The 15,152-nt window shown below is 53.4% G+C and carries 2 protein-coding genes; one reads left to right on the top strand and one right to left on the bottom strand.

The features are described from left to right. Positions 1-98 precede the first annotated feature (98 nt). Positions 99-7,208 (top strand): AAA family ATPase, encoded by a 7,110-nt coding sequence (locus tag V5J35_RS00180; RefSeq protein ID WP_354011648.1) that lies wholly within the window; start codon positions 99-101, stop codon positions 7,206-7,208. A gap of 33 nt (positions 7,209-7,241) precedes the next feature. Here V5J35_RS00180 and V5J35_RS00175 read toward each other — a convergent pair whose 3' ends face one another. Then, positions 7,242-15,146 carry a two-partner secretion domain-containing protein gene (locus tag V5J35_RS00175; RefSeq protein ID WP_354011647.1) on the bottom strand — a complete coding sequence of 2,635 codons (7,905 nt, stop codon included), beginning with the start codon at positions 15,144-15,146 and terminating at the stop codon, positions 7,242-7,244. Between the last annotated feature and the right edge of the window lie 6 nt (positions 15,147-15,152).

Raw genomic sequence — 15,152 nt, 5'->3', positions numbered from 1 at the left:
GGTTATCTGTCGGAAAACGATTGTTGGTTAAGGAGATGACCGTCGAGCATCAACTGATACGGACAATGCTGAATATCTAAAGCTATCAGGTGGTGTTCATGAATGTAGCGGAATTCCTTTTTTTGTTGACTGAAACCGTCTCTCGCTGGTCGCGTGGCTTCTTGTTCGGGTTAATACCTGCAGCCCTGCTGGCATTCTCAATACAAACCCGTTCTATTGTTGCCGATGCCTCCGGGGCGGAGCTTCCCGAAGTCTTTGAGAGCGGGCAGCAGACCGCTTATGCCAACCTGTCATCGGACCAGGAGCTGGGCCTGCTGCTGGGGTATGTGGTCGCACAGTATCCGGACCATGTTATTCGCTACATCACAAAAGCCACAGATTTACAGGAAGGCGGTCTGGAAACCCGGACATTCCCGGATGATCAGAACAAGAGTGCTTCCCACCCCGGCATGATGTTTAACGACAGAGCCTTGATACTGGTGGTCGATTACCGGCTGATGACCGCCGCACAGGTGGCAGAACTGAACGGGATACTCGACAGTGTCCGGACCTACAATGGCAATACACTCTCAGACTCAACCCGGATTCTTGTTGTGGTCGATGAGTCCGTCCTCTCTGGTTCCGGGTCCGGGTCAACGGAGGCTCCGGGCAGTGATTTCTGGCGTCGGGTGAATAAAATCGGGCAGCCGCTGGATATATCCCTGTTGAAAAACCGGTCCGGTGACTGCCTGCCGACGCTGGATCAGTATGTCAACCGCCACGTCTGGACAGACTTTCCTTTCGATGTGACTCACCTGCCGACTAAAACCCTTGATTTTGCAGCAGGGCTGCCCGCTACCGATATATTGTCAGGTGGCATTGAACTGGATTCCGAAGGTGGCCTGATTTTTCGTGACGCGGCGCTGGGAGAGTCCGGGAATACTCTTTTTATCCTTAAGGACGCGCCCTGGCAGGATATCGCGTTCAAAGTACAACTGGCGAATAACCTGGCCAGCCGGGGGGTAGACAGTGGTGACCGCTGCCTTGCCCTGCCTGCACGATTTTTGCTGCAAAGAAAAGACACCTCTCCCGGGGAGATGGCAGACATCCTGGAAGCGTTCGGAACGCGGCACCGGGACATCCGGTCTCGCTGGTTTCCAGTCAACAGTGTTAATTTTGACCTTGTTTTCAGCGGGATGACATTGCGCAAAGGGAAACTGGTCAAGTCCGGCGCGGTTGGCAACCTGAAGCAGAATTTTGAAGGGGTTGAAGTCACATCCACGTTAACGAGGCATCAGTGGCAACGATTAACAGGCTTATTGTCTGATGGCGGGCCGCTGGGGAGCCTGGCGTTGCGGGTCCGGGAGAAAAAACAACCCTTTCTGATACCTGACAGCCTGTTACAGGGCCAGGGAGAGGCCGTTAACGGTTCGCAGTTGCAGAGGCTTCCCGGACACTGGTCTCTGGAAACCCTGCAGCAAAACTATTCCGGCGCGCACATCGAGGTGATATCACCCAGTCTGGACGCCAGCGGACTGCTGGATACCACCCGGATGGAAAGCCTCCGGGACCGTCTGTTTGAACAGCAGCCTACGGGCTTCTACCAAGCACTTCAGTCACCGGGCCAGGTGGTTATTACCGGGCTGGAGTCAAATCCCGGCATCCAGAAGCTGTTGGAGTCACTCTTGTCCAATACACCTTCTGTGCCGGGGTTCGGGACCTTATCTTCCATTCATTCCCGGGCCGATATCCGGGTTCAGTGGCGGGAACCGGCGCTGGCGGCGACAACCTCCTGGTCGAACTGGCTGAGCCAGACGTCAGAACCTGCTGATGAGAGTCACACCCCGTCAGAGCTATCACCATCAGAACGATCACCGTCAGAACCGGAGCATGTGAACTGGTCCAACCCGAAGCAACTGGTAGAGACGGTCACAGGGGCGATACAAAATAACACGCTGGTTTACCTCGAAGGTCCTCCGGGCAGTGGCAAGAGTTATACGGCAAATCGTGTGGCAAGAAGCCTGGCGGGGCAGCAGACGGTTTACCAGTTGACAACAGGCCCGACCAGCCGTCGTGAAGACCTGTTTGGCGAGCAGACCCTGCGTTCTCTGCCGAACCGTCCGGATGATTCTGAAACCCGGTTTGCTGAAGGCCCCATTCTCCAGTGGGCCCGGCAACGGAGTAAAGATGGGGAGCCGGTTATCCTGATCCTTGATGAGGGCAACCTGCTTGATAAGAATATTCAGGTGCTGCTCTCAGGCGTGACCCTGAAGCAGCCTTTTATCAGCAGTAACGGTGACGTGTATTTCCTGACCCCGGAACACCGGCTGGTCATTACCGGAAACCCTCTGTCGTTTAAGGGGCGGCATATTATCCCGGAATTACACAACCATGCGAAAACGATCCGGTTTGCCGCGATGGAGTCCGCCGACTTGTCCGGGCAGGTGATTGTGCCTTTTCTTGCCGCTATGGCCCCTCAGTATTGTGCAACGGAGCAGTGTGGCTGGATCGCAGACTCTCTGCTGGAGAACATGGCGGGCTACCGGAAGCAGTTGCCAGATTACCCGTTTTCGGCAAGGGACACTCTGGATGTTCTCAGCCGGTTTCAGTTTTATCTGGGCGACCTGACGCAAAAAACGACTCATGAGATTGAAGGTACTCTGAAGCAGTCGCTTTATGAAAGTTTCTCCGGCCAGCTTGAAGAACAGGCGCGTTCCGCCGGTTTGTCTGGTCAGGAACATCATGCCTTCGCCGATTTCTACGAACGACTTAAGCAGCAGCCCACACGCCTGCATTTTGATAATGATTCAACAAGGGCGCTGGCTCACCGCATCTGGCTCGAGCTGGAGCGGGTTGCCGGGGAAAATAATCAACACCAGGGTCATCCCGGCCGTCACGGGATGATGATTGAAGGACCTGCCGGACGGGGCAAGGACGTGGTTCTGGACGTGGTCATGAAACAGTGGCAGGAAGACTGGGCGCACAAAGGACTGATGTTGCCCGCCCCCCTGCGAATTACCGCCGGTTACAACAACTGGGACCGGTTAAAAGCGATGATTATCCAGGCGAAAACGGAAGGCAGGATACTCATTGTTTCGGAATTAAATCTGCTCCCCACCCATTTCCTTGAAGGGGTGCTGAATGATGTACTGACGGGCGAGGCCGCACCGGGTTTCTTCCTGTTTGCGACCGTGAACCCGGTGCAATACAGTGGACGACATGCGTTTTCTTCTGCGCTGGCAAGCCGCTTTACTCCGTTGATTCTGGATGAGTACACCCTGAATGATTTCAAGGCGATCGCGGCCAGCTATTCGGACTCGCCTTTTACGGATGATATCGCGCTCTGGCACTACGAGCGGGTAAAGACCCTGAAGGAAAAGCAAGCCCTGGCGGTTCCTGCCGTTATGGTCATGATTGAGTACCTTAATACCCTGAACCAGTCGGAGACAGCAGACCCTAATGCCCTGCGAAACCGGTTTATAGCGCACTATCGGCTGTATCTGAAAGACGGCTGGCGGCCTGAGCCGATTGTGGTTCCTTTCGAGGCGGATGTTGTCAGCGTTTTAGAAAAGGAAAAGGAAAAAGAAAAACAAAAGGAAAAAGAAAAAGCGTCTTTGTCAGAAGTGCCGCTGATGACAACGCTGTTCAATCTGTTTGGCAGTGAACATGAGACGTCAGACATTCCTGAAGAACCCCAAAAAAACCTGCCGGCCTCTTCAGAGGTTGTTGGCGCTTCCGGTGAGGCTACAGCACAGAATGATGTTGCTCAGACGATTTCAGAAGAACAACCGGAGAAAAAGACAACCGATAAGCAGCCACTCTCTTTTATGACAATCCATGAGGCCATCCTGAAAAAAGGTGCGGCGCTTATTGATGCATTAATAAAACCCTTTCTGACGGTAAACGACGAGCCGGGTATTCATGCAGAAGAACAACTGCCTGAAGACAATGAACTGGACAGGCAGGCTCTGCCCCAGCCAAAGACCGGACAGGCAGACAGGTTGCCGGATGGACACTTTGCCCCGGGACAGGCGGGTGTGTTGCCCGATGGTCACTTTGCCCCGGGACAAGCGGGTATGTCGCCCGATGGTCAGTTTGCCCCGGGACAGGCAGGTATATTGCCCGATGGACACTTTGCCCCGGGACAAGCGGGTATATCGCCCGATGGTCACTTTGCCCCGGGACAAGTGGGTATGTCGCCCGATGGACACTTTGCCCCGGAACAGGCAGGTATGTCACCCGATGGACACTTTGCCCCGGGACAATCTGATATGTCGATGGATGATAACGTTGCCCCGGGACAATCTGATATGTCGCTGAATGATAACGTTGGCCCGGAACCGGCTGATGAGTCGCTGGATGATCACTTTGACCAGGATATTTCTTTAAGGCTTAACAAGCGATTTACCAGTAATTTTCCACCCTCGTTTTATCGTCTGGAAATCAACAGGATGAAAATTCACGACAACGGAAAAGTAAAGCTCGAACCCTTTCCCGCCGGTGAATTGACGCCCTACCACCCGGAATCTGTACAGACTGACTTGTCACCGTCTCTTCAGCCCGGGCAACATCACGGTATTCAGGATAATTTCAAAAGCGGCGAGCTGACCAGTCTTTTCCCCCACGAAACCCTGGTGGGTATCTGGACAGAAGATAACCGTAACCAGCCAATCGAGGTGCAATACGACGCTTTGAGGGGAACCTATACCGTTAACCTTCCTGAGTCCGGTCATCCATCAACAGCACAGCTTCATTATGTTGTGGAGAAAATCAAGCCTCAACCGGAGCCGGAGATGGCTCCTGTTGAGGCTTATCAGGCTCCTCCTGTCTGGATCGAAAGACTCGGTCGTCTGCTTGAGGAAAGACAGGATCTGGCCAGAGAGCTGAGGCATAACCAGAACCTTTCGCAGAAACAGAGAGTCGAGGGCATCATTGCTTACGTCAATCGTTTTACCAAGCCCCCCAAAGGGGTGGTAAGCCTTGAAAACCGGCAGTCAGATATTGAGATGCTGGCCGAGTTGATTGAACGGCGTATTGGTGCCTGCCGGCACGTTGCTTACGCGGCTGCCGGACTGCTGCAGTTCTATGGCATTCCGGTGCGGGTGATGTTCAGTGAAACTCACGCCTGGGTAGAATACTCCCTGAATAATGGTAAAACCTGGCGCACATCCGAAACCTGGGGGACTTATGGCAGTATTGAAAATCCGGAGGATTTTGGGGACAGGTCGTTGATTTCAGGTCATGAAGACCCACCTGACTGGCCGACATCGCTGATGGGTCAGGAGGCGAGAAAGGCTGCAAACGATGCTATGGCGCAAGAGCCTCACAGGAAGGAGATGGTTATTCAGCAGCTGTTTTATCATAAACACTCTGCAGCGCTCTACCGTCAGCTGGTTCAGTACATGAGCATAGATGATGAGGGGCATGTTCACTTTACCAACCTGCCTTACCGGGGCATTCGTATACCCGCACTGCCAGCCGATATCGACGAGCAGCAGCTAAGCAACCACAACGCGGTCAGGGGAAAGCAGGTGATAAAAACCGGCAAAAGAACGCCCCTGGGCAGTTTCTCTCCCCGGGAAAAGTTGCTGGCGTTGTCGTTTGAAGGCATGGCATCAAGACCGTACCTGCTGGAGTACGATACTTTTCAGAAGCGTTACTTTATCACCGTTAATAAAGCAGAAGGTGACGCGGAAACCATGACACTGCTCTTTCTGGTACAACCCGACGAGCTGCCTTTTGCCCGGGAGGCGCTGATGGTTGATAAGCAGATACCGGTCTTGATGAGTGACAGGCAAAGACAGCGGGTGGCTGCTTTCTTTGCTGCTCATCCTGACATAGAGAGCATGATTGGTATTCAGCAGGGCATGGACCGCAGCCAGAAAATAGAAAAAATAGTACGTTTTGTGCGCCAGTTTATTCCCGAAAGACCTTCGTCACCTGAGGTTACCCTGACATTATTATTACAAAAAATGGAATACGGTCTGGGAGACTGTCGTTATCGCAGCTACATCGCAGCCATGCTGGCTGAGTATTACAACGTCGCTATTGCGCGGGTGGTATCCAATAACGTCAATACGTTTGTTGAACTCTCTGTCGATGGCGGAGTTCATTGGCAGGGGTATGATTTAGAAGGTTATAAGTTTATCGGATTTAATGAGAAAGAGACGGGTACTGAATTACTAAAAACCGGTTGGGACCGCTTGAAAGAGCTACCCACTGTGAAACATGAGCATAAAGATAAGACAGGGTTCAATAAAGACCCCCGGTTTTTCTTAAGCCCTGAACCTTTGAACAGCGTACTCAAAGATATTAAGACCCTGAAGGGTGAGCCAGGAAAAAAAGCCCTGGATTATTATAAAAATCTGCTGCTCTACTTTAATGCCGACCCATCCCGTATGAAGGATATTCCTTATTTGTTACTGGATGATCCAAAGGTTCGTCAAAAATTGTCACCCTGGCTGAACGGGCAGATGAAGGAAATAGGAACAACGCACCGTTTTTTAAACTCGGAAGAATCTGGATTAATGAGTGTTATTAATCCGCAGTTAAAGGGTTCGCCATTTTCTGAGCTAGAGCAGCGAATAAAGAAAAGGGCTTCCAGCTTTAAAACCGTCTGGAAATATCAGCCGCCAGGCCCGTTGCAACTCAACCGGTTGCTGGAGAATAAAGCCGCTTTCGCGCATACCAGCGAACATCATGAATTACAGCCAAACAGGCGCGTCATTTTCAATGTGGGTCAGTCTCCCCTGCTTGACCCAAACAAGCTGGCAAGTTATCAGGCCATACTGCTGGGTAAACTGGGGAAAGATAAAACCAGTAGCATGGATTCAGGGACAAAAAAACAACTGGTTGAGCAAGCCCTTTTTGACGCTACCTACCACCTGCATGGGTTAGCAGGGCAGAAGACTGGAGTACTGCTACGGCGCACAAAGGATGACGATACTTATGGTTTGACTTTTGATCAGCCTTATGGGGAGTCAACCAGGCAAGAAGCCGAATGGTTGTGGGCTAAAACGATTCTCCAGTTTGAAAGAGCGCTGCCAACCTCTGTCCCACTGCAGTTTAACCTTGTGGGTCAAGAGTGGCTGAAGAGAAGGTGGCAGGATGCCGTGGTTATTGATGGTGATATGCTCCATCGCCTGTCTGTTCGCTATCTGGAGTCCCTGTCCGGTGAGCAGGCAGAAGCGATCAGAAAGGCGGTATCCCAACAGCAGGGCCGCCACTGAAGGAGCAGCAGGCAGCGCCTGCTCATGAAACGGTTAAAAACTCTCGACGCTCTCCTCGCCCTCTTCACTGTCACCCGTCGCGGTCGCTTCTGAAGGCAGGGCTTCAATCAGCCCCATCCCGTCAAAACCACTTTCTACCAACAGGTAATCTCCGCTCAGAGGTTCTTCCAGGGAGTTTTCAGAAATGCTGAAACTGTTAATGGCTGTGAAGACCGCCGGGTCGATATTGCCCAGCTGATTCACCACATCCTGAGACTCCGATTTCGCGGCGGCCATATCACCCAGTTCATACACGTTCAGCAGGCGTTCACCCAGATAGGTAAAGCTGGCTGAATCACTCAGCTGATCATTCACATAGATCCGGGGTGAGTAGAAGCGGGAAGCGATAAAGTTCACGTTCGACGCGATTTTACTGAGAATATGAAACGGACTGTCTTCCGAGCTGATGGTGTAGCCAATGGCGTTCATCGACACATTGTCCGCAACGATGTGATAGCCCACACCGTCTTTATCCAGTGCCAGAATATCCCCGGCCCGGGCCTGCAACGTCACGTCACTGTCTTCAGCCACAATACTGTCTATCACCAGAGTGCCGGAGAAGGCATCAATCTCCACATTCCCGGTAGCGACCACCGAGTCAATGGTCATATCGCCTGTGGTGGCGAGACTGATGTTATTGCCCTGCAGGGTCAGCCTGTCGGTTCTGGCCTGACCGCTGATATTCTGGTCGGTGGCCACCACCAGATTATCAAAACGACTGACGTCGCCAATGGCAACAGAGCCGGAACCGGTGGCAATCGTCTGACTGCCAAGACTGACAGCACTGTCGCTTTCAAGGTTCAGACTGTTTTCAGTATGAGTCAGGTTCTCAAAACCGCTGAATGCCTGTCCGCCCAGACTGGTTCCGGCAGACAACAGTTTCCAGCCAAACGAAGCCTGTCTGTTTTCCAGGGTATCGCCATTGCCGTCGCCGCCGGTAAGACTGGTCAGGCTATCCACTTCCCCCTGAATCGACACAAGATCATTGCCGTCACCGCCGTCTATGGCGGTGAGTCCGGAGAAGCTCATACCGGCGGCATCCATCAGGCCGTTGCCCAGCCAGTTGATGGTGTCGTCTGACTGACTGCCCCTGAGCGAACCGTTGCCGGACTGGTCCTGAGCCGTCTCTACATCGGCAAAGGTCATACCCTCCACCAGTAACCGGTTCAACTCTCCGCCCAGCTGCCATTCACTGGCAACATTACTGACCACGGTATCCTTGCCATCGCCTGCCAGAATCATGCGGATACTGTTGAAAGCGATGCCCTTCGTAGTCAGAGAACCATCCCCCGTCACCTCAAACACATCGTCATCAGTGGTTGCGTTAATGGTATCGCCATTGCCCTGACCATCGTCGTATCCCGTAATGGTGCTGACCCCCTGAAACTTCATGTCGGCAGCGCTCACCTGCTGGTCGGCACTGAGCAGGTTCCAGGTCAGATTACTGCCACTGCCATTGCTGACCGAACCGGCATGGGTGAGGGTGGTGTCCGTATCGGTGAAGGTAAAGGTAATATCGTCACTGGCGGCGGACTGGTTGCCAGCAATGCGCCATTCACTGTCTGCACTGCGACCGGTGACATTCGCCCCGGTTTCCACCGCACTGATGCCGGTAAAGATAAGATCACTGTCGTCAGTGTTACCGGTCACAGCGTCGTTCACACCGGTAATGCGCCAGTCCAGCCCGCGCAGATCAGTAACGGAATCCTGACCGGTTCCGACAAAACCACTGGCTTCCATAAAGTTGATGGAAGCCGTCTGCAAACTGCTGTCAGCCTTCAGCTCAACCTTCAGCGAGCCTTGAGTTTCATTACGAATGGAACCCACATTGCTGATCACCGTGTCAGCATCGGTAAAGGCAAAGGTGACGCCATCGCTGCTGGCTGAACGGTCACCTTCAACCAGCCAGTCACTGTCGCTGTTCTGCCCTCTGGCGTTGGCGGCGGTGGTCACATGGTCGATGCCAGTGAACGACAGGGTTGATGTATCCGCTTGATGGATGCCGGTGACAGACCAGTCCTGACCAGGATTGTCAATAATATTGTCAGTGCCGGAACCTGCGTAGGTCTGAATATCGGTAAAGTTGATACCGGCAGCGGTCAGAGAGCTGTCTGCCAGCAGCGAGACATCCAGATTCAGAAGTGCCTGATTCCTGACAGCCAGTATATTCATCGCTTTGGCAATACCGGAAAGATCCATACCGCTGCTGTCTTCAGCCGTATTCATACGGTTGTCGCCGGTTATATACCAGTCACGGCCAATCGTATCGGTAACGGTGTCTGACCCGGAACCGGTATAGTCACTGCTACCCACGAAGGTTATAGAATCGGTGGCAATGATCTCCTTTGTTGTACCATTGTCGTCAACCTGATCAAGGGTGATAGCCAGAGCATCGCCCGTATTGTTCGTCAGCCCACCCGTAGTGGTGACACGATCAATACCCGTAAAGTTACGGCTCGCTGAAGCACTGTCTGTCACCTGTGCGGCACCAGAGTCGGTGATCAGCCAGTCTTTGCTGGTTGTGTCATTAACGTTATCGCTGCCGTTACCGGTATAGCCGCCGGTGTAGCTGGCGGAATGGTTAAACGTAATACCCAGGTCGTCGAACCCTGTTACTGCCACACCGGCGTTATCGCTCAGGGTGATATTCTGGTCACTGCCGGTGTCGTTGGTCAGGCTACCGGTTGTGGTCACACGGGTGGCACCGGTAAACAGAATCTTTCCATCGGTGGCGGTGGTTATCGTGTTGTCTAAGCCCACACGCCAGTCGCTGTTCTGATCATCAACGACCACGCCCGCCTGACTGACCGCCCCGATATTGGCAAACAACAGACTGTCTGACCGGAGGGCGTAGTCACCGGTAATACTCCAGCCAAGACCCCGGTCATCGGTGACGCTGTCGGAGTTATCGGCAAGACCCGTATACCCGGAGGCATCAATAAACCGGAGTTCGGCTGCGGTGATGGAGCTGTCGTTATTCAGTGCTACATTCAGTGTTGTGGCTGAATCGTTGGTGACGGTTCCCACATTGGAGATGTCGGCGTCAGTGCCTTCAAGGGTAAATTGAATGCCATCGCTTTTTGCCTGACGGGTACCAACAATCGACCAGTCACTGTCAGCGGTCCGACCGGCAACGTTACCTTCCGTTGCAACCGCATCAATATCGTTAAAGCTCAGGCTGCCCGATTCAGCGTCGTTGGCTCCGGTAATCGCCCAGTCTGTTGGGCTGCTACGGTTATCATCGACACTGTCCACACGAGAGCCACTGGCATCGCCATCGAAACCGGTCGCCCCGACAAAGGCAACCCCGTTCAGGCTCAGGTCACTGTCGTTTACGGTAAGGCTCTGGTCTGTTGCCTCTGCGGAAGACAAACGACCCGCAGTCGTTACCTGTGAAGTCCCGGTAAAGGTGATATCTCCGGCTTTAACGATAGTGTTGCCCTGACTTTCCCAGTTATTGGTAGCGGTCTCAGTAATATTGCCCGTTGTGGTGACACCGGCGATATTGGTAAACGACCGGGTTTTAACACCTGACACCTGCTGGCTGGCAGCATGACTGCCATCAAGGTTCCACCCTTTGTTGGTGGTATCGTCAACCGTATCGGTCTGGTCAGAGTGGCCGGTATAACCGGACGCATCCGCGAACTGAATGCTATGCACACTGAGCGACTGATCCTGATTAACGGTCACCGCTTTACCCGACGAGGTGGCATTCGTGACCATACCTGCATTGCTGATAATGGTGTCGGTATCGGTAAAGTCAAAGGTAATGCCATCGCTGCTGGCTGAAACATTGTCGTAAAAAGACCAGGCACTGTCAGTGCTGCGACCCGTGACATTCGCCCCGGTTTCCACCGCATTGATACCGGCAAAGGTAAGGTCACTGTCGTCAGTGTTACCGGTGACGGCTTCGTTTACACCGGTAATGCGCCAGTCCAGCCCGCGCTGGTCAGTAACGGAATCCTGACCAGTTCCGAGAAAACCGCTGGCTTCCATAAAGTTGATGGAAGCCGTCTGCAAACTGCTGTCAGCCTTCAGCTCAACCTCCAGAGAGCCCTGAGTTTCATTATGAATGGAACCCACATTGCTGATTACCGTGTCAGCATCGGTAAAGGCAAAAGTTACGCCATCACTGCTGGCTGAACGGTCACCTTCAATCAGCCAGTCGCTGTCGCTGGTCTGCCCTCTGGCGTTGGCGGCGGTGACAACACGGGTGATGCCGGTCAACGACAGAGAGCCATTGCCTACCTGCTGAGTACCGGAGATCGACCAGTCCTGGCCCAGTTCGTCAGTGATGGTGTCAGAGCCTGAGCCTGTGTAGCTTTGAGCGCCTGCAAACCCGATACCGGAAGCAACCAGTGAACTGTCAGCCAGCAACCTGAGATTCAGGTTATTAAGCGACTTATTTCTGATATCCAGTATCCTGATGGCCCTGGCAATGCCGGACAGCTGAAAACCTGTCTGGTCTTCGCGGGTGTTTATCGTCTGGTCATCGGTCAGGTACCATTCACGGTCGATATTGTCGGTAACCGAGTCGCTTCCTGAACCGGTATAGCCAGTGCTGTCGACGAAGGTAACAGAGCCAGTGTCGAGGGTGTCTTTTGTCGATCCATTGTCGTCAATCTGGTCAAGGGTAATGGCCAGCGAACCGGGAGAATCATTGCTGACCCTGCCGACATTGCTGATCACGGTGTCCGTATCGCCAAAGGCAAAGGTAATGCCGTCGCTGCTGGCTGACTGGTCGCCCTTAATCAGCCAGCTGCTATCGCTGGTCTGACCGCTGGCGTTGCCCGTTGTGGTGATGTGATCGATGCCCGAGAAGGAAAAGCTGCCCGATGTCGCCTCGTAAATGCCGGTAACCGCCCAGTCCTGACCGCGCTCATCAAGCACATTATCGGTGTTATTACCCGCATAAGTGTTCAGGCTGTCAAACAGAATGCCTTCGATACTGAGCTTACTGTCGGCCCTGACGGTGACATCCACCTCGTCTGCAAAACCGGACGCGTGTTCTAATGACGTAACACCGCCGCCTATATGATTAATATTATCCAGCAGAAAACCATTGTCCGCTGGCTGGTCGTTTAATCGCTGATAACCGGTGAGATACCAGCTGGAACCCAGGGAACCCGTGACGGTATCGTTCAGGGTCTGGTCACCGATATAGCCTGTCAGCCCCGTAAAGGTCAGGTTGTGTGCGGTTAAGGTGTTATCAAAGGAACGGTTGATCACCACGGACAGGTCTGAACCTGTGTCGTTAGACACCTGTCCTGTAGAGGTCACACTGTCTATACCGGTAAAGAGACGGGTATCATTTTGTTCAAGGTGTTGCTGTGCTGCTTTATCGCCAACGATACCCCAGTCGCGGTTGCTCTGGTCGTCAATATTGTCACTGCCGCTGCCGGTGTAATTGCCATCGCCCACAAAGGTAACGTCAGCCAGTTCCAGGGTATTGGCGGTGGACTGACCGTTCACCGTTGTATCAAGGGTGACATCCTGGTCCGCACCGATGGCATTGTTAATGCCAAGGCTTGTTTTTACCACATCAATGTTCTTGAAAATCTGACCGTCTTTTCTCACTTCGCCGGTGCTGTGAATGGCCCAGGTGCTGTCACTGGTCTGGTCATTAACGGTATCCACCCGGTTGCCAGCGGCATCCCCTTCAAAGGTGTCGGCTCCTGAAAAACGAATGCCTTTCAGCGACATCTCCCGGGAACCCAGATAGTCAACGGTCTGGTCAGCCTGAGAAGCTGAAGACAGGCTGCCACCTGACGTCACCCGGTCAATGCCCGCAAAGGTAATGCCCCCGGAGACTGCCGTGTTATCGGTATCGCCGGTCGCCCAGTCGTTATCATCGCTGTCGGTAATATTGTCGTTACCGCTGCCTGTATAGCCTTCAACGTTCTGAAAGGTGACGCCTTCTGCGGTCAGGTGACCGCCGGATACCTGTGCCGTCATATCGTCAACAGATTCATTAACGACAGCCTTGCCGGTCGTCACCGTTTCAACGGAGGAAAACTGAACATCATCACTGTCGCCTGCCGCCCCGGACTGGTGCAGGCTAAACTCAGCGGAACCGGTAATGACTGCCTGGTCAAAGGTGCTTGAAGCGTCTTCGGTCAGGCTGTCGGCTCCCCCCTGACCATCAACAGACGCCATATAGAACTTTGTGGTGCCTGAGTTGGCTTCAAGATAGTGGCTGTTGCCATCGTTAAACACGGTGAAGCTGTCATCGCCACTGGTGCCTTGCAGCTCACCGCCGGTGGTTTCCAGGGTGATGTCAGACGAACCGTCTATCTGTTTGCTATAGCTGGCTTTACCAACCACCAGTGCATTAAGGTTGTCGTCTACTGTCAGCCCCAGCCGGTCAAGGTCGGCCGATGTCACGAAACTGTTATCCGACAGGTTGTAGGTACCGTCGGAGAATATCAGGGTGTTGTTATCCGAGCTGAGGGTCAGGTTGAAACGGGACGTTGCGCCACTGCCCGTATAGATTCCGGACAGTTCGCCCATCTGGATGATACTGTCTGTACCCGGTCCATTACGGCCAGCCTCCAGGTTGTGGTGGCCATAGTCATTGGTGCCGCCACTGAGATCAATGGAACCGTTATTGATAAAGTGTTGCGTGGCGGCGGTGAAATCGCCACCGCCGGTGTCAATGGCTCCGGCTTCACCGACGTGCAGGGTGTTGCCTGCATCCACTATCAGGTCAATGTCGCCGGCTTTGTCGCTGCCATCAGACTCTTTGGCGATGCCCAGGTAACCGTTGACAGCAATATCGCCATCGGCTTCCAGTGTCAGTGTCCGGGTTTTGTTATTACCGCCGGGATCAATCTGAATATCGGCGTTAACAAGGATATCATCCTGCTGACTGCCCGTTCCCTCATCGGCGGTGGCAAGGATTTTGGTACCGCCCTGTAACACAATGGTTTCACCATCCAGCTGCACCTGTCCCGCAATCCCATGGCCATTTCTGCCCGATACATCCAGAGTGCCACTGTTCACCACATCGGCCACATCACCACCCGAGCCACCAAGACGAATGGTACCGCCCTGTGTGTCGATGCCTGTGGCTTCAATAACGCCCTGATTATTCACGGCGTTATTAAAAAGAGCACTGGCGACAGATGCCGTTAATAACACCTCTCCTGACCGGATAGTTCCGGAATTAAGGACGGCACTGTCGATACCCAGCTGATTCTCCAGTACCTCTCTGGTCACCCGGACACCAATCAGCTGATCGGCGTCAAAGGTCAGGACCGACTCCGACCCACCGGCCAGGGCGATATAATCAGCAGCCACCAGAGTGCCTGAGTTTTCCACCGCTTCCCCTTGCAGAACAATGCCACTGGCCGCGTTGACTGTTCCTCTGTTCACGACAATACCGTCCGTGCCGTCCAGTGCCTTAAACGCAAAGTCGTCGTTCATAAAGTCATCGGTGGCAATATCCAGCGAGGATGCTGTCAGGCTGTTGACGTTTATCTGAGCCGTTTCGGTAAACAGAAGGCCACGGGGGTTGACCAGAAGAACATGACCATTCGCATCTATCTGACCGTGAATAACACTGGCGTTGTCATCCAGAATACGGTTCAGAACCAGGGATGAAGCGTTGGGCTGCAGGAAGCGAACCAGTTCATCGGCAGACAGGTTAAAGCTGTCCCAGTTGATAGACAGCTTATCCGTCAGCTGATCAATCGTGGTGGTGGTGCCATTGTAATCAATGGTGCCTTCGCCCCCGGTCACATCACCGCCGACAGGGCCGGCCTGACTGACTTGCGGCGCCATCAGCGTCAGTGCGAACAGGCCGCTGCTGATGGATTTGTAATGTTCTGCCATGCCCCGGGTGATGGCATTCAGGCTGTTGTTATTTTCACGTTGGCTTTTATTTTCACGAGAGATCATGGTGCT

Source organism: Endozoicomonas sp. NE40 (assembly GCF_040549045.1).
Taxonomy (GTDB): domain Bacteria; phylum Pseudomonadota; class Gammaproteobacteria; order Pseudomonadales; family Endozoicomonadaceae; genus Endozoicomonas_A; species Endozoicomonas_A lisbonensis.
Note: the sequence above shows the minus strand (reverse complement) of the source record. Positions and strands in the feature narration are given on the sequence as shown.